General features: G+C 53.4%; 18 protein-coding genes. 15 read left to right on the top strand and 3 right to left on the bottom strand.

Going from position 1 to position 15,109, the window contains the following annotated elements; genetic code table 11:
- Positions 1-284 precede the first annotated feature (284 nt).
- The gene (locus tag PCPL58_RS01470) at positions 285-935 is read left to right on the top strand and encodes a ParA family protein (protein ID WP_065348657.1); all 651 of its coding nucleotides are present in this window, start codon (positions 285-287) and stop codon (positions 933-935) included.
- A gap of 80 nt (positions 936-1,015) precedes the next feature.
- Positions 1,016-1,306 carry a hypothetical protein gene (locus PCPL58_RS01465; protein WP_003344250.1) on the top strand — a complete coding sequence of 97 codons (291 nt, stop codon included), beginning with the start codon at positions 1,016-1,018 and terminating at the stop codon, positions 1,304-1,306.
- Between the two features lie 119 nt (positions 1,307-1,425).
- Here PCPL58_RS01465 and istB read toward each other — a convergent pair whose 3' ends face one another.
- Both istB and istA read right to left on the bottom strand, forming a co-directional pair.
- The gene (gene istB, locus PCPL58_RS01460; protein ID WP_005741073.1) at positions 1,426-2,235 is read right to left on the bottom strand and encodes an IS21-like element ISPsy4 family helper ATPase IstB; all 810 of its coding nucleotides are present in this window, start codon (positions 2,233-2,235) and stop codon (positions 1,426-1,428) included.
- Positions 2,232-3,254, bottom strand: a complete 1,023-nt coding sequence (istA, locus tag PCPL58_RS01455; RefSeq protein WP_002551322.1) for an IS21-like element ISPsy4 family transposase — start codon at positions 3,252-3,254, stop codon at positions 2,232-2,234. The genes istB and istA overlap by 4 nt, the downstream gene beginning before the upstream one ends.
- 507 nt (positions 3,255-3,761) lie before the next feature.
- Here istA and PCPL58_RS01450 point away from each other — a divergent pair.
- The 4 genes from PCPL58_RS01450 to PCPL58_RS30470 all read left to right on the top strand — a co-directional run bounded on the left by PCPL58_RS01450 (position 3,762) and on the right by PCPL58_RS30470 (position 7,585).
- Positions 3,762-4,463, top strand: a complete 702-nt coding sequence (locus PCPL58_RS01450) for a FadR/GntR family transcriptional regulator (protein WP_010217228.1) — start codon at positions 3,762-3,764, stop codon at positions 4,461-4,463.
- A 76-nt stretch (positions 4,464-4,539) separates the two neighbouring features.
- Positions 4,540-5,736 carry an L-2-hydroxyglutarate oxidase gene (gene lhgO / locus PCPL58_RS01445; RefSeq protein ID WP_065348656.1) on the top strand — a complete coding sequence of 399 codons (1,197 nt, stop codon included), beginning with the start codon at positions 4,540-4,542 and terminating at the stop codon, positions 5,734-5,736.
- A 40-nt stretch (positions 5,737-5,776) separates the two neighbouring features.
- Positions 5,777-7,123, top strand: coding sequence for an MFS transporter (locus PCPL58_RS01440; RefSeq protein WP_065348655.1), 1,347 nt, complete (start codon positions 5,777-5,779; stop codon positions 7,121-7,123).
- A 57-nt stretch (positions 7,124-7,180) separates the two neighbouring features.
- Complete coding sequence (locus tag PCPL58_RS30470; protein ID WP_162273802.1) at positions 7,181-7,585, top strand: hypothetical protein; 405 nt, start codon at positions 7,181-7,183, stop codon at positions 7,583-7,585.
- A gap of 6 nt (positions 7,586-7,591) precedes the next feature.
- Here PCPL58_RS30470 and PCPL58_RS01435 read toward each other — a convergent pair whose 3' ends face one another.
- Positions 7,592-7,921: a helix-turn-helix domain-containing protein gene (locus tag PCPL58_RS01435; protein WP_044424053.1), complete on the bottom strand. Its 330-nt coding sequence runs from the start codon at positions 7,919-7,921 to the stop codon at positions 7,592-7,594.
- Between the two features lie 254 nt (positions 7,922-8,175).
- On the opposite strand from PCPL58_RS01435, the gene PCPL58_RS01430 reads away from it, so the two are divergent.
- The 9 genes from PCPL58_RS01430 to PCPL58_RS01390 all read left to right on the top strand — a co-directional run bounded on the left by PCPL58_RS01430 (position 8,176) and on the right by PCPL58_RS01390 (position 15,021).
- Positions 8,176-8,709: a transcription termination/antitermination NusG family protein gene (locus PCPL58_RS01430; RefSeq protein ID WP_057443006.1), complete on the top strand. Its 534-nt coding sequence runs from the start codon at positions 8,176-8,178 to the stop codon at positions 8,707-8,709.
- A gap of 88 nt (positions 8,710-8,797) precedes the next feature.
- Complete coding sequence (locus PCPL58_RS01425; RefSeq protein ID WP_057443007.1) at positions 8,798-9,040, top strand: hypothetical protein; 243 nt, start codon at positions 8,798-8,800, stop codon at positions 9,038-9,040.
- Positions 9,041-9,052: 12 nt separating this feature from the next.
- Entirely contained in the window at positions 9,053-9,760 is a 708-nt protein-coding gene (locus PCPL58_RS01420) for a lytic transglycosylase domain-containing protein (protein WP_065348654.1), read from the top strand.
- Positions 9,760-10,095 carry a hypothetical protein gene (locus tag PCPL58_RS01415; protein ID WP_020325459.1) on the top strand — a complete coding sequence of 112 codons (336 nt, stop codon included), beginning with the start codon at positions 9,760-9,762 and terminating at the stop codon, positions 10,093-10,095. Before PCPL58_RS01420 ends, PCPL58_RS01415 begins: the two co-directional genes overlap by 1 nt.
- A gap of 12 nt (positions 10,096-10,107) precedes the next feature.
- A complete protein-coding gene (locus PCPL58_RS01410) occupies positions 10,108-10,596 on the top strand; it encodes a VirB3 family type IV secretion system protein (protein ID WP_060404295.1) in 489 nt (162 codons plus the stop codon).
- Positions 10,499-12,997: a VirB4 family type IV secretion system protein gene (locus PCPL58_RS01405; protein WP_232002781.1), complete on the top strand. Its 2,499-nt coding sequence runs from the start codon at positions 10,499-10,501 to the stop codon at positions 12,995-12,997. The genes PCPL58_RS01410 and PCPL58_RS01405 overlap by 98 nt, the downstream gene beginning before the upstream one ends.
- Positions 12,994-13,680: a P-type DNA transfer protein VirB5 gene (gene virB5 / locus PCPL58_RS01400; RefSeq protein WP_057424700.1), complete on the top strand. Its 687-nt coding sequence runs from the start codon at positions 12,994-12,996 to the stop codon at positions 13,678-13,680. Before PCPL58_RS01405 ends, virB5 begins: the two co-directional genes overlap by 4 nt.
- 32 nt (positions 13,681-13,712) lie before the next feature.
- Positions 13,713-14,078 carry a hypothetical protein gene (locus PCPL58_RS01395; RefSeq protein ID WP_065348652.1) on the top strand — a complete coding sequence of 122 codons (366 nt, stop codon included), beginning with the start codon at positions 13,713-13,715 and terminating at the stop codon, positions 14,076-14,078.
- 10 nt (positions 14,079-14,088) lie between these two features.
- Complete coding sequence (locus PCPL58_RS01390) at positions 14,089-15,021, top strand: TrbL/VirB6 family protein (RefSeq protein WP_065348629.1); 933 nt, start codon at positions 14,089-14,091, stop codon at positions 15,019-15,021.
- Positions 15,022-15,109 lie beyond the last annotated feature (88 nt).

Below are 15,109 nucleotides of genomic sequence, written 5' to 3'. Positions count from 1 at the left end.
TCTACTTGGTCGAGCCGGGCATGGCCTTGCGCCAGTTCCAAGGCCACAACATTAAGAGCCGTAGGAGCGTTACGTAGCGCTGGCGGCCGAGGCTGCAATGGAGCAACCAACCGACCATAAGATGAATGGCCAATTGCTGTTATCGGCATAGCTAGGTGGGTTAATGCCTTTAGCGATTTAGCTATTTAGCTAAATCAATAATCTGCTTGCACTCATCCAGATCATGGCTATACTTTGCTTAATCTTAGCTAATTAGCTAATTCGATAAAAAGGAATCCCCGCAAATGCTACCCCCTCTTGCTATCGGCTGCATCTCTCAAAAAGGCGGCGCTTGGAAATCTACAATCGCGCGCGCACTTGCTACCACCTACACGGCAGCAGGTTGGGAAACTAAGATTATCGACCTCGACACAAAACAAGCTACAGCTACCAACTGGCAGCAGCGCCGTCTGCTGGCTAACATCGAACCCGCTATTCCGGTACAGCTCTTTGGCAATGTGGCCACCGCAGTCAGTCGCGCCGGAGATGCCGATCTATACATTTTCGACGGCCCGGCGAACGCCACCGAAGAAACTGTGAAGATCGCCAAGGCCAGCAACTTGCTGATACTGCCAACGGGCCTAACTTTAGACGACCTCGACCCACAAATTGCGCTTGCCAACGCCTTGGCCGATCTGCACGGCGTGCCGGTAGACCGCATAGTGTTTGCCCTATGCAAGGCTACAAAGCGCGATGCGGCAACTGATGCCGCACGCGAGTACCTGGGAAAAACGCGCTTCGCCACACTCGCTGGTTCAATCCAGCACCAAGATTGCTATGCAGACGCAATGAACAAGGGCCGCTCTGTAACCGAAACCTCATTTCGGAGCCCACGCGCCAAGGCAATGGAAGTCATCCAATCAGCTGTCGATCACTTCAGCCGACTCACTAAATAGCATAAAAGCTAATTAGCTAAAGCGCTAATTAGCTAATAATGTGTTATTATGAGGTCACCGCTAATTTAGGACTCAACGCTATGTCTACCAAGACTTCCAAGCCCGGCGAAGCCCCTGTCGTCAAGGTGCCCAAACCACCACGTCGCGATTTGGGTGAGCCACCAAAATCAGCCGCCGACACGGCAGCAGTTGGTAACAATACTAAGGTAGCGGCAGACGACAAACTGGTGGACTTAGGCTTTAAGCTCGATCAAGCATTCAGGCGTGAGTTCCGCACATTCTGCGCGAGCAATGATATATCGCAGGTAGGTGCGTTCAAGGAGGCAATGAAGGACTACATGAAAAAGAAGGGCTGGCAATCCAGCGAGTAAGAAAGTCGAATGCCAAGGGCTTCTACCACCTTGGCACTCGTGACAAACCGAAACCCCGCAAAAGGTGTACGTGTCAACGCCAACTAAAAAGTGACCCCCTTCCGTGCTAAATCGCCAACTTAGTTTTGACCCCCCTCGGGTTCATATTTTCGAGCCGGTTCGGCCCGAGAAGATTTGGTTCCTGCTTTGCGCTTGTCCTTGAGTCGATAGCTTTCACCTGTCATCTGCACGATATGGGCATGATGTAACAGCCTGTCCAGCATGGCCGCTGTCAGTGTTTGATCATCCGCAAAGGTTCCGGCCCACTGGGTAAACGGCAAGTTACTCGTGAGGATCAGGCTGCCTTGCTCGTAGCGCTTGGCGACAACATTGAAGAACAGGTTGGCTTCATCACGACCAAACGGCAGGTAGCCGATTTCATCGATGACCAACAACCCAGGGGCCATCACCACACGACTGAAGTATTCCTTGAGCCGTTCCTGGCGGTGCGCAGCGGTCAGTTGCAGCATCAAGTCAGCCGCCGTGACGAAGCGGGTTTTGATACCGGCCATCACTGCCCGGTAGGCCAGGGCGATAGCCAGGTGGCTCTTGCCTACACCACTAGGCCCCAGGAACACGATGTTCTCGGCACGTCCAACAAAACTCAGTGCTGCCAGCTCCTGGAGCTGTGCCCGGGGGACGCCGGTGGCAAACGCGAAGTCGTATTGCTCCAGCGTTTTCACAGCGGGCAGCGCGGCAGTTTTCAGCAGGGCCTGTCGAGAGCGTTCACTTCGGGCATCGGTCTCGGCAGCCAGCAGCTTTTCGAGGAAGTCGGCAAAGCTGTCTTCGCCGCTTGCTGCTTGTTGGGCCAGGTGCGGCCAGTCCACCCCGACGCGCTCAAGCTTTAGCCCCTTGCATAGTTCTGTCAGGCGAGCATGTTGAAGGTTCATGCTCTCACCTCCAGCAGTTGCTCATAAACCGACAGCGGATGCTGCAAGCTCTCGTACGGCAGGACCCGTCCCAGGCGTAGGCCTTGGGCGGGTTGCGGGCGCAGGCTCTGTGTTGGCAGTGGTAATAGTACCTGCTGCTCTTGGGCCAGACGTACCGCCGGTTGAACACCCGTCGTGCCGTGAATCCGCTGATGAGCGACTTCGTCGAGCCATTGGCCGATATGTGCGTTGGCCGTCACCACATCCAGCGTCAGACCCGCACTCTTGAGCGTAGCGGCCAACGGGGTAATGAAACTGCCCTTCAGATACCCGTTGAAGCGCTCAACCTTGCCCTTGGTCTGGGCACGGTAAGGGCGGCAGACCTTGGGAATAAAACCAAACTCATCGGCCAGCGCAGCCAATCGGGGATGCCAACGGTGCTGGCCCTCCCCAAAAGCATCTCGCTCGGTGATGATGGTTCCGGCGTTATCAAACAATGCCTGCTCGGGCACGCCGCCAAAGTAAGCGAACGCCTCCCGAAGCCCTGTCAGCCAGGCTTCGCTGTCCTCTCGCTCGGAGAAACGGACAAAGCTTGCTCGACTAAAACCAAGTGTCGCCACGAACGCCTTAAGCGGCTGACGGCCTCGTCGAATGGTGGTGAAGTCCACCTGTATCTGCTTGCCGGGCAGTGTCTCGAAACGTACCACCGGCTCTTCTGCCTTACGTTTGAAGGGGCGAATATAAGCCTTCAGACGACTGACGCCGCCGCTGTACCCCAATGCCGTGATCTCACGCAGCAGGACGGTCGCCGGAATCCAGTGTGGGCGCGCCGCCTCAATACGCTCGTGCAGGTAGTCCTTGAAGGGGTCGATTTTGCACGGACGTGCGGGTCTCACCTTGTCACTGGGTAGCGACCGGGCCTTTCGCAGGTACTTGCGCACGGTGTTACGCGAAATACCCAGCTCACGGGCGATGAATTTGATGCCATGGCCCTGACGGGCCAACACTTTAATTTCCACAGACTGCTCCTGGGTCAACATATTGGCAGCTCAAAGCCGCCAGTTTTACCCAGGGGGGTCAATTCTAGGTTGGCGTTAGGGGGTCATTTTTACAGTGGCGGTGACATGTACGAAATGTCAGGTCAAGAATATAACATTATTCGCCGCACGCCCGTAGTCGAGCTATGCAACATTCCAGCCCGGCAGTTGATCGAGTTTCTCAAGCAATGCCGCCCATTGGTTAGCGAAGCGATTTTGATAGCGCGCCTGAGTCGGTGAACTGCATAGACAGTTAGTGAAAATATCCCTGTATCGTCCACGCCCAGCCCAGCCCGTTCTGGGCTGCGGCATCTTTTTAGTGTCCATGAAAATGAAGACGCAACAGCATCAATTCAATGCTGTGGCTGTGGGCTGCCCAGCTCCGCGCTTGCTGCCGGTGCGCTCTAAGCGAGAATCAACATAATCTCACCCACAGCCATTCGTCGGGAAAAGTGGAATTTGGATCCTATATTCCCTAGCCTTATTGTCAGACAACAGGACAAAAACATTATGCTCAGCTTCTCACGACCTCAATCCCTTGTTGAAGGTGTCGTGTCAACGATACGCAAAGAAATAGCGAGTGGGGGGCTCCCAGCCGACTCGAAGATGCCAACAGAACATGAGCTGGCTGATCAGTTCGGCGTCAGCCGCTCGGTAGTGCGCGAGGCCATTTCACAGCTGAAAGCCGATGGCGTGCTAGTTATTCGTCGGGGCAACGGCTCTTTTGTTTCTCAAAATCCCTCTGGAACGGTTTTTAGGCTGCCAAGCAGCGAGAGCCATACAGCGGATCTCGCTAAGCTGTTTGAATTGCGCTCGTGCATTGAAATACAAGCCGCGTCACTGGCTGCGCAACGGCACACGACGAAAGATTTGGAGCGGCTGTCTGACGCCATCTCACTGATGGAAGGTAATGCCGGGAATTTTGAAGCATCTTCAAAGGCGGATGTGGAATTTCATAGGGCCATCGTAGCTGCCTGCAAAAACGAATACCTGGCTGCATTCCATGACTTTCTAGAAAGCCAGCTCATCCGGGCTCGTTTCATGGCGTGGGAAAACTCGTCAAAGCTTGCGGTAGGTCCAAGCGGTGCCAACCGCGAGCACCGTGAAATTTACGATGCGATCAAAAGTCACAACCCGGTTGAAGCCGCTAACTGCGCTCGCTTGCATCTGAATTCTGCCGCTCTACGCCTCAATATAGATGTGATGGAGTAGCGGTATCCGTGAGGGCACCAGTACCTGTCGCCGTTAATTTTGGTTGTCAGACAACCAGACATTAAAAGGGACTTTCATGATTTACGATTTTTGTGTGATTGGGGGTGGGATTGTGGGGCTGGCCACAGCCATGCAGCTACTTAAGGCTCATCCAGGCGCTTCGTTGGTGCTCGTGGAAAAAGAGGCCGCCATAGCAAAGCACCAAACTGGCCACAACAGCGGGGTCATTCATGCTGGGATCTATTACGAGCCTGGCAGTTTGAAGGCCCGCCTGTGCAAGCGCGGGGCAGAACTGAGCAAAGCATTCTGTACCGAACACAAGATCCCATTTGAAGTTTGCGGGAAAATGCTTGTTGCATCTAATCCTCGGCAGCTTGCCTTGCTCAGCAATCTTGAAGAGCGAGCCAGACAGAATGGGCTCAATGTTGAACGACTTGGCGCTGTGGAGCTAAGGCAACGCGAACCCAATATTACAGGTCTTGGTGCATTGTTTGTAGACAGCACCGGTATTGTGGATTACCGAATCGTGTCAGATGTCATGGCTGATGTGATAACTAAAGCCGGTGGGGAAATAGCATTAGGTCAAACGATAGCTGCAATTCAGGAGCATGAGAGCCACGTATCGGTGTCATCAGAAGCGTTATCCTGGAAGTCTAAAAAAATTGTAGTTTGCGCGGGTTTACAGTCTGATCGCCTAGCTGCAATGGCTGGGCTGAATGTCGATTTTCAGATCATACCTTTTCGTGGTGAATACTTTCGTTTACCGCCAGAAAAAAATAATAGCATCAATCACCTGATTTACCCAGTGCCAGAAGCAGGGCTTCCATTTCTCGGGATCCATTTAACTCGCATGATTGATGGAGGGGTTACGGTTGGGCCCAATGCTGTGCTTGGGCTTTCGCGCGAAGGCTACAAAAAACTTGCATTTAATGCGCGCGATGTTTTGGAATATAGTTTGTATCCAGGTTTTTGGAAACTTCTGGGAAAAAACTTACGCTCGGGTATCAGCGAAATTAGAAACTCGGCCTGCAAGAAAAGCTACCTAGAGCAATGCCGACAGTATTATCCCTCTCTCAACCTTGAAGACTTAAAATCTTCGGACGCAGGCATACGCGCACAGGCCGTCACAAACAAAGGAGGATTTGTACAAGATTTTCTGTTTGTACAAACATCCAGAATGCTGCACGTGTGTAATGCGCCATCACCGGCAGCCACATCTGCGATCCCAATAGCGGAAATGATAGTGGCGAAACTAGAAGGCTCTGTAGTTTAAGCAGTGCTGTTAATATAAATTATAATAGTATGGAAAAACCATGAGTGAAAAAAATAAATTGATGCCAGATGAAACTACAACCGAGCGCAAAATTCGTTTGCGGAAGGTTGCAGCTGCAACAATCGTCGGATCAATGCTGGAGTGGTATGATTTTTATCTGTATGCATTGATGGCTGCCACGGTTTTTTCTAAAGTTTTCTTTAATCCTGCTGATGCGCAAAATGCGACCTTACTGTCTTTCTCGACCTTCGCAATCGGCTTCATAGCTCGACCGTTGGGAGGTATTCTTTTCGGACACCTCGGAGATAAGTTTGGCCGCAAACGTATGTTGATGGTGACCTTTTGCCTAATGGGGTTTTGCACAACAATCATTGGACTTATTCCTAGTTATGCCACGCTAGGCATTTGGGCACCGGCAACGTTGGTGGTGATTCGAATCTTGCAAGGTCTAGGCGCAGGTGCTGAACTCGCTGCTTCAGCTGTCACAGCGTATGAGCATGCTGACGAGAACAAGCGCGGCAGCCAGGGCGCATGGCCCGCTCTAGGGTTGAACCTGGGGCTGCTTCTGTCGTCGTTGACGGTCTATCTTCTGACGATGCAAGGTGAAGCATTCTTGCTTGCTGGAGGGTGGAGAATCCCATTTGTAGCCAGTATCGTTCTTGTGATGGTGGGATTGTGGGTGCGCAGAAGCATTCCAGAAACTATTGCGTTCCAGGAGATTAGTGAAGAAAAAGAGTCTCAGTTAACGTCGAACACAGGGATAGAAAAAGCGCCTTTGCTGACTTTGCTTAAGAAAGACTTAAAAGGTCTTGTTGTAGTGCTTCTTGTTGCAATTGGATACAACGCTCTAAGCTATATATTCAAAACATTTTCACTTGCATACCTCACCTTGTATAAGGGTGTCTCAGCAAATACCACGTCACTTTCTGTAACCATTGCCAGTCTAATAGCAATTTTCATGGTTCCTTGTTTTGGAGCTTTATGTGATCGCTGGAGCAGCAAAAGAGTATTGATGGCTGGAGGGACGCTGTCTGCAATATTTGCGTACACCTTCATGCAGCTTTTGGAGACAGGCCAGAGCTTGTGGATATTCATTGCTATAGGTTTTGCGACCGGCGTACTTGCGCCGATGATGTTCGCTCCTCAAGGCTCTTTCTTGAGTCGCCAGTTTCCTGCTAATACAAGATCATCAGGCGTTGGTACTGGTCGTGAAATTGGAACTGCTATAGCGGGTGGCCTAGCTCCACTTGGAGCGTTATCCTTGGTTTCAAGCTCTCCAACGCACTCAACAAATGGCGTTGTACTGATCTTGATTTTATCAGCAGTTTTGTTGGTCGTGGCTTGCGCATTTGATCAAGGTGCTAAGAGTTCTAGTTTCAAGAACTGATGAATAGGTCTGTCTCTTTTATCATAGATAATGCGTGTACAGTGTATGGAGAAAATAATGGAAATTGAAAAAGATGATGTGAGAATTGAGTTAAAGAAATTGGTTGATGTGATGCGTTTAGAAGAAAGTTATACATCTTTATTATCTGGCGGTCTATTTTCAATAGATCAAGTTGCAAGTGACGTTTACGCTTTATTAGACGCTACTCAACCCTGTTGGGTTGGTGTGTGCTATTACTTTCAAAGGCAATCTTCTTCAAAAGAAGATCGCCTTGGTATGCAAGAAGAATTTAAGGAGCTTTTAGATCTTTTGGAGTTCGAGAAGCAATTTAGCACCGTTCGGGCTCACACTAGATTGATTCCTTTAGATGCCTGTTCGATATTGACCCACTTTTATAGAGTGCTACGTATTGAAGAAATTTTATGTAAGTATAAAAAATATTTTAAATCGGTATCAACATGATTGATTTTACTTCTTTTTATCGCGCAGGCTATCTGCAAGTTTTATTAGTTGTTCCAAGTCTTCAATAGTCTCTAGTTGAAGAGCTTTTTCAGTTAGGTTTTGTCGGAGCATATGAATACGTTGAGCTGTAGAGTCTTGTGGTGGAAGTATCTCCATTGGAGATACTCCGAACAGGTCTGCCAACCTAAGCAGATCTTCGATGTTAGGCATAGTTTCAGCTCTTTCATACCGGCTAATGGTATTAGGCTCGCAGTCTATGAGTTCTGCCACTTCAGACTGCTTCAGCCCCTTACCTGTGCGTAGCAGCTTCAGGCGAGCGGCGACAAAATCGCGCATGATTTCTGATCCCTTTTTGGAGCCAGAGAGCATCGGCACTGACGCTCCAAAAAAAAACACCAGAAATAGATATTTTTATTCATTTATGGTTGATTTTTTTTGTGTTTGCTCTATTTTGTTATCTACAAATCCATCACCTGCTGGCCATCCCATGGCCCAGATACAGATGGAGCTGGTTTTCATCAGCACACCACTCGCCCCTGCGCTCAGCGGTTTGGGAATTCGAAAGAGCGCCTGATCAAAAGGATCCGATTATGAAAAATTGGCGTGTTTTGATGCACAATTCTTCCGTTTACCAGTCACTTATCACGTCGATCGAGCGATTGGACGTGGAGGTGTATTCCCCCGAAAGCACTACCTACCGCAAACGTCCGGATCGCCCTTCATCGGTAGAGACGAAGGTGCGTTTGTTTCCTGGCTATCTGCTGCTGCGCTTCGATCCTGAGGTCACGCACACGACGACTATCACCGCGCTGAATGGCGCTCATGGGTTCGTTCAGTTTGGCGGTAGCTCCTGTGAGTTTGGCGGTAGGGCCTGTGTTGTGCAGGACGCTACGGTCGAGCAATTAAAAGCCGCTACCTTGGTTCGTTCTAACCGTCAGCTTGACTGCATCGAGTTTCGTAATTTGCCGACAGAGCTGGAAAAAACGCTGCGTCTGATCATCGACATGAAATCTGATGCTGCGCGCAGAGCGGCTTTCCTTGCGCTGCTGGCCCAGGACGCAGCGCTGGAGCGCCTTGTCAGGCGCCACGGAACCCTTTGCTATTCGAGGGTACGTGCCGCCTAGGCTTTACCACTTCCCACTATTTCCCATTTCACCGCCTGGTCTAGCCAGGCGGTGTTTTTTTGCGTTCTCACAACCTTCAGGAGTTCCCATGGCGTCATCCGAAGATGAAGCAACCACCAAGACAGTAAGCGTTTATATCCGAGCGGTCAGGGTGGAGGCGCTGAACAAAGCCGCGACACGGGTGAGCTATGAAACTAAAAGCCCCAGGCAGATTTCACCCTCAAAGCTCGCTCGTTATCTGATCGATAATTTTCTTGAAATGGCCGTTGAGCAGTTGATTGAAGATTCCAAAAAAGCGGCACCTGGCTCGCCTCTTACTGCTACTGACTAGAAGGAACCTGCAATGCTCACCACCAGCGCCTTCCTGGCCCTGGCTATGCAATGTGCTCCCTCGATACACCCCGCCACGCTTACCCCCATCGTCAAGACAGAATCCTCCTTCAATCCCTATGCCATTGGCGTGGTCGGCAAAGTGTTGCCGCGTCAACCGCAAAGCCTGGATGAAGCTGTATTGGTGGTGAAGCAGCTGGTCGCGGAGGGGGCTGACTTCAGCATCGGCCTGGGCCAGATCAACCGGCAGCACTTCGATGTCAGCCGACCTGAACCTGTATTTGAACCCTGCACCAACCTGCGCATGGCCGCCGCTGTTCTTGAGCAGTGCTACGCAGTGGCCAGTGCCCAGGAGCCCAACCGGCAGGTAGCGTTGCACAAGGCTATCTCCTGCTATTACAGCGGCAATCCCAGACGCGGCTTCAAGGCCGAGGCCGCTTTTGGCGGCAGCAGCCACGTGCAACGTGTGTTGGCCAATGCAGGCACGACCACCGTGACGGTCCCTGCGTTGGAAGGCGGATCACCTGAACCGAACAAGCTCCAGCGCGCTCAGGCCCCGGCGTCCACCGTTGAGCCGACTTATGAAAGCTGGGACGTGCTGCGCCAGTACCCGCGCTATCTGCCACCTGCGCCACCGCCTGTTTCTGCTCCATCCGCTGCACCTGCTGTTCCGGCTTCACCCCCAGAACAACCCTCAACTCTCCCCAAAGAGGATCATTGATGATCAAACGTACCCTTGTGCCCAACAAAGGCGAACTCTGCATTTTGCTGGTGGCAGTGGCCTGCCTGCCCGGCATCGCCTCCGCCGACTGGCTCAGCACGCTGAACCAGTGGGGCAGCAATATCCGCCTGGGCCTCTATACCCTGGCGGGCACCCTGGGCCTGGTTTGCCTGATCTGGTCAGGTGCCCAATGGCTGATTGCTCGCTCCACGGGCGACCGCTCGCACACCTTCATGGACTACCTGCAGCAAGTCGGAGTGATCCTGGTTGTCGGTGGGTCTGTGGCCTTGGCCACGGCGGCTTGGCAGGTGTTCGGCACCGGCGTGCCGGGTTGACCAGGAGCGCTTATGGCCAGTAACGAAGTACTCAAGAAACTGACCTTCGAAAGCTACAACGCGATGAGTCGGCCCGCGATGTTCTGGAACATCCCCATCATGCCGATGGTGGGCTTGCTGATGGGCGGCCTGGTCTTCGGTGTGGCCGCAACCTTCCTGCTGTCCTGGGTGTGGGGCCTGGTCGCTGCCGCCCCGTTCCTGATAGCCCTCATTGCCTTGAGGGTCGTGGGCCTGATTGATCCTCAATATTTGCGCCGCATCCGCTTTGGGCGGCGGCGTCTCTGGCTGAGCCTCAAGTACGGCAAACCGTTGTTGCTGACCCCCTTTAACCCGCAATGGAATGAATTCTATGGCGCACGATTTTCACACAAGCGTTATGCCCCCGGAAAAGAAAGCGCCATTGATGCGCTATCCGGTCCACGAACACATGGTGACCCTGCCCGGCAATCGCCTGGTGAGCCTGATCCAGTTGAAGGGGGTTTCCAGCGAAACCCGCAGTGATGACGAACTGGTCCACCTGTTTCATAACCTCAACCGCTACTTCCTGGCCCTGGGCAAAAAGGAAGGCAAGCACCTGATGCTGCAAACCTACATCACCAAGACGGGCATCGAGCTGGACACGCAATACACCTTGCCGCTGCCCGCGCTTCAGGACTTCGTGGACGCTTACACCGCACCGTTTCGCAACGGCACCTTCTACCAAGTCGGGTACAGCATTGCCCTGATCCTCAAGTACCGCGAGGTGGATGAAGGGATCGAGCGCATGAGCGACCTGTTGTCGCTGTCCGAAACTTTGCTGGCCGAATATGACCCGGTCATCATGGGGCTGGAGGAAAACGAACACGGTGCGCTGTTCTCGCAGATCGGGCGCTACTACAGCCTGCTGATCAACGGGCACGAAAAAGACGTGCTGGTCAGCGATACCCGCCTGGGGGACGCGATCATTGATAGCGTCACCAACTTCGAAAACTACGATTTTGTCGAGAACCGGCCCAATCGGGGTGGCCAGCGTTTCGCGACCACCTTTGACCTGCGCGACTACCCCAGTGGCGGGACCTACCCCGGTATGTGGGACGAGGCCATCGAGCAGCAGTTCGAGTTCACCCTGGTGCAAACGTTTCTGTTCGAAGACCGTAACAAGGCCAAGGACAAATTCAAAAAGCACGTGGCGGATCTGGGGTCGGTCGAGCGTGATTCAAAGCAGACCGAGGAGCTTGAAAATGCCATCGAGGCCATCACCCTGGGCGACAAGGCGTTTGGCCGCTATCACGCCTCCCTGATCGTCTTCGGCAAGACCCCGGACCAGGCCATCGAGAACGGCACGAAAATGGCGTCGGTGTTTACGGTGCGTGACGCGACCTTTGTGCGTTCGACCATGAGCAACATCGACACCTGGTACACGCAGTTCCCCGGTGTGACCGAGGCCATGTACCCCATGATGAAATCGACCGAGAACCTGGCGTGCAGCTTTTCCCTGCACTCCACTCCCACGGGCAAGGTCAAGGGCAACCCCATCGGTGATGGCACGGGTGTGATGCCCGTGCTGACGGCCAACAAGGCGTTGTATGTCCTCAACGTGCATGACAGCCCGCCCGGTCAGAACAACCTCGGTGAAATGCTGCCAGGGCATGCGGTCTTCACGGGCCAGACGGGGGTCGGTAAAACCACCGCTGAGGCCACCCTGCTGACCTTTCTCAGCCGCTTCGATCCGCTGATTTTCGGCATCGACTACAACGAGTCGCTGAGGCACCTGCTGTGTGCATTGGGGGCCGAGTATTACACCGTGCAGCTGGGGCAATTCACCGGCGTCAACCCGTTCCAGTTTCACGACAGTCCGGGGTTGCGGCAAATGCTGTTTGACCTGGTGCTGTGCTGCGCCGGTGGTCCTGACAAGAGCAACGACGCTGACCAGAAAAGGATCAAGGACTCGATCGAGGCGGTCATGGCGCACACCAACGTGCGCAATCGCAGCATGTCATTGCTGCTGCGAAACATCCCCGAGCAAGGCGAAAACTGCTTGCGGACCCGGCTATCGAAATGGTGTCGCCTGGCCGGTGAAGGCCGTGTAGGGCAATACGCCTGGGTACTGGACTCGCCGGTCAACCAGTTCGATGCGCAGACCTACCGGCGTCTCGCCTTCGATTGCACGCAGTTACTCAAAAACAATTATGCCGAGAAACACCCCGAGGTCATGGAGGCGTTTCTGAACACGCTGTTCTACATGAAGCGCGAAATGCACCAGGCCCGCCCCGGCAACCTGCTGCTGAATGTGGTGGCCGAGTACTGGGCACCGTTGTCGTTCAAAAGCACGGCGGATGCCATCCAGGAGGTCTTGCAGAGCGGACGCATGCGCGGGGAAATCCTGATCATGGACACCCAGTACCCCGAGCAAGCGCTGGCGACGAAGTATGCTCCGGCGGTCATTCAGCAGGTGATTACGCCCATCTGGCTGCCCAACAAAAACGCCCAGGCCGATAGCTACGCGAAGTTTGGCGTCAAGGGCAAGCTGTTCGACACCGTGCGTGCCATGGGGAAACTCAGCCGGGAAATGGTGGTGCAGCAGGGTCACCAGACGGTGAAGCTGAAGATGGAGCTGGGCGGCCCACTCAAGTACTGGTTGCCGTTGCTGTCGGCCACGGTAATGAACCTGGCAGTGGCCGAGCGTATCCGGCAACACCTCGGCACGACCGATCCCAAGGTATGGGTAGACGCATTCCTGGTGGCCGAGGCCGTGCGCCAATGGCTGAACACCGACGATCCCGCTGTATGGCTGCCCGCGTTCGACTACGCCGACAACCTGCGCCAGTCCATGAACACGCGAGATGCACAACGCTGGCTTCCGGCCTTCCAGAAGGCCTGGAAAGCCCTTCAGGAACACAACGAAATGGAGGTTTCATCATGAACAAACACGTGATGGCTTATGCGCTGAGCGCGCTCATAGTGACCGCAGCCCTGCCTGCTGCTCACGCAGCAGTGCCAGGCGTGCCGGTCCTGGACCCGTCTACCCTGCTCACGCTGAGGGCGAATGCGTTGGCCCAGGCCAAGCAGGCGATGGATGCACTGACCACGGCCAAGGACGCCATCCGCGAGACCGCGCAGCAGTACAACCACTACAAGAGCATCATCACCGGCAATGACATGCTGGGTGGGTTCCTGAACGACCCGGCCTTGAACAAGGTGATGCCCATGGGGGACTGGGCCGATGTCTACGGCACGGCACGGGACATCGCCAGTTTGCGTGACCGCTACGGCTTAACCTCGGATAATGCCAGCGTGCAGCAGAAATTCGACCAGATGATGTCGGTTGCCGATGCGCTGGAACGCAATTACAACGCCAGCACCGAACGGGTCAAGAACGCCGAGTTCCTACGGGCCCGGTTGAACGAGGTGACGACCCCACAGCAGAAGGAGGATTTACAGCTGCGCTACCAGCAGGAGCTGATCGAGCTGCAAAACCAGCAGATGCGGCTGGCCAACATGCAGATGCTTCAGCAGCAGCAAGAGAAGATGGAAAACGAAAAACGGGCCCAAGCGTTCAGTGACTACATGAACGGTAAAACGAGCGTGCGGCCCAGCTACGATTGATTAACCAATAAATTCGAAAGGGAAGATGACCTATGTTTAAAAAAATGACTGCTTTTTCTTGCTTGGTGTTGTTTGCACTTGCGCTGTCGGGTTGCTTCGATAGCAAAGGGGATGGATTTGTTGGGCGATGGACTGGCGAAGACAAAACAAGAATGTTCACGCCAAGCTTTGTCATGGATATCTCAAAGGACGGGGAAGTTTTTCATATAAACCTTGAGACCACAAACACCACACGGGATCTAATGGGGAAAAATGAAAAAAAGGAAAAGGGCTTGCAGCGATTCGAAGGCAAGGCAGAGTCAGACACCGTTTTAAGCATGGTTGGTGGTCTTGTAACCATGCGCTTGGAAGGCGATATCATCTATTTCGACAGCACCACCTATACCCGAGTAAAATAACGGAGGCGGCATGGACGTAACAAAGATAGCCCAGACGTTGTTCAATTTCGTTGATGCCGCTTTGCAAAGCGCCTTGGTCACCGGGATGGCCAAGGTGATGCTGGGGCTTGGAGCGCTCTTCGGGACGATGTGGTTGATCCACTTCACGCTGCGAAACATGCAATGGCTGTACCGGGGGATGAACGTTGCCTTCGAGGATGTGGCCAAAGAAATTATGAAAATGGCTGCCATCACCGCGTGTGCGTTCAGTGTGCAATGGTACGTACAAACGATTGTGCCCTTTATCACTGGCTTGCCCAACTGGATGGGGGGGATTTTGTCCGGCCAGGAGGGCACGCAAACCAACCAGATCGACAGTTTGATTGTTACTTATGCGTCGAACCTGAGCGCCCTGATAGGGGCTATGGAATTCAATATCGTAACAACCAGTTTTGCTAAAATCTGGTTGGGCATTCAGGGGGTGGTGTTTTACGTGCTGGGCGGTATCCCGTTCTTGCTGGCCGCCGTCGCCACGCTGTTTGTACTGAAAGTCTCGACAACGGCTGTTGTGGCCGTAGGGCCTCTGTTCATCGCCTTTTTGCTGTTTGACCAGACCCGGCAGTATTTCTGGGGGTGGGTTTCAGCCATCGCAGGCTTTATGTTGGCTCAGGTGTTGATATCGGTTGTGCTGGCAATCGAAATCGGCTTTATCAACACCGTGATGATTAAAGACGGAACGTTGACGACCACCCTGGAGGGGAATCTCACCATCCTGATTGTCTTCTGCACGTTCACAGCGCTTGTGATCGAACTGCCTCAGCAAGCAGCCTCCATCATGGGCGGTGGCCCCTCCGGAGGCGGAATGATCAGCAAAATTTCAGGATTTGGAGCAGCCAAAAGCATGACCAGCGGTGCCGCTGCCGGCATTTCCAAACTGCGGAGGGGACGCAACAACATCAAATAGCACACCGCTTCACCGGCTACGCCCTCTCCCTACTCGCAACACCCTCGCTTCTCTCAGGTACTCCACTATGAATGTCAAACTTGCTTTG

It is taken from the genome of Pseudomonas cerasi (genome assembly GCF_900074915.1).
Taxonomy (GTDB): domain Bacteria; phylum Pseudomonadota; class Gammaproteobacteria; order Pseudomonadales; family Pseudomonadaceae; genus Aquipseudomonas; species Aquipseudomonas cerasi.
This window is presented reverse-complemented; position numbering and strand designations above follow the sequence as displayed.

Bases quoted from the DNA above. Each gene is read 5' to 3' on its own strand.
- PCPL58_RS01420 (WP_065348654.1), top strand. From the start codon at position 9,053: ATGCTCACCACCAGCGCCTTCCTGGCCCTGGCTATGCAATGTGCTCCC.
- PCPL58_RS01390 (WP_065348629.1), top strand. From the start codon at position 14,089: ATGGACGTAACAAAGATAGCCCAGACGTTGTTCAATTTCGTTGATGCC.
- PCPL58_RS01405 (WP_232002781.1), top strand. From the start codon at position 10,499: ATGCGCTATCCGGTCCACGAACACATGGTGACCCTGCCCGGCAATCGC.
- istB (WP_005741073.1), bottom strand. From the start codon at position 2,235: ATGAACCTTCAACATGCTCGCCTGACAGAACTATGCAAGGGGCTAAAG.
- PCPL58_RS01440 (WP_065348655.1), top strand. From the start codon at position 5,777: ATGAGTGAAAAAAATAAATTGATGCCAGATGAAACTACAACCGAGCGC.
- PCPL58_RS01465 (WP_003344250.1), top strand. From the start codon at position 1,016: ATGTCTACCAAGACTTCCAAGCCCGGCGAAGCCCCTGTCGTCAAGGTG.
- PCPL58_RS01450 (WP_010217228.1), top strand. From the start codon at position 3,762: ATGCTCAGCTTCTCACGACCTCAATCCCTTGTTGAAGGTGTCGTGTCA.
- PCPL58_RS01430 (WP_057443006.1), top strand. From the start codon at position 8,176: ATGAAAAATTGGCGTGTTTTGATGCACAATTCTTCCGTTTACCAGTCA.
- istA (WP_002551322.1), bottom strand. From the start codon at position 3,254: ATGTTGACCCAGGAGCAGTCTGTGGAAATTAAAGTGTTGGCCCGTCAG.
- PCPL58_RS30470 (WP_162273802.1), top strand. From the start codon at position 7,181: ATGGAAATTGAAAAAGATGATGTGAGAATTGAGTTAAAGAAATTGGTT.
- lhgO (WP_065348656.1), top strand. From the start codon at position 4,540: ATGATTTACGATTTTTGTGTGATTGGGGGTGGGATTGTGGGGCTGGCC.
- PCPL58_RS01415 (WP_020325459.1), top strand. From the start codon at position 9,760: ATGATCAAACGTACCCTTGTGCCCAACAAAGGCGAACTCTGCATTTTG.
- PCPL58_RS01410 (WP_060404295.1), top strand. From the start codon at position 10,108: ATGGCCAGTAACGAAGTACTCAAGAAACTGACCTTCGAAAGCTACAAC.
- PCPL58_RS01470 (WP_065348657.1), top strand. From the start codon at position 285: ATGCTACCCCCTCTTGCTATCGGCTGCATCTCTCAAAAAGGCGGCGCT.
- PCPL58_RS01435 (WP_044424053.1), bottom strand. From the start codon at position 7,921: ATGCGCGATTTTGTCGCCGCTCGCCTGAAGCTGCTACGCACAGGTAAG.
- PCPL58_RS01395 (WP_065348652.1), top strand. From the start codon at position 13,713: ATGTTTAAAAAAATGACTGCTTTTTCTTGCTTGGTGTTGTTTGCACTT.
- PCPL58_RS01425 (WP_057443007.1), top strand. From the start codon at position 8,798: ATGGCGTCATCCGAAGATGAAGCAACCACCAAGACAGTAAGCGTTTAT.
- virB5 (WP_057424700.1), top strand. From the start codon at position 12,994: ATGAACAAACACGTGATGGCTTATGCGCTGAGCGCGCTCATAGTGACC.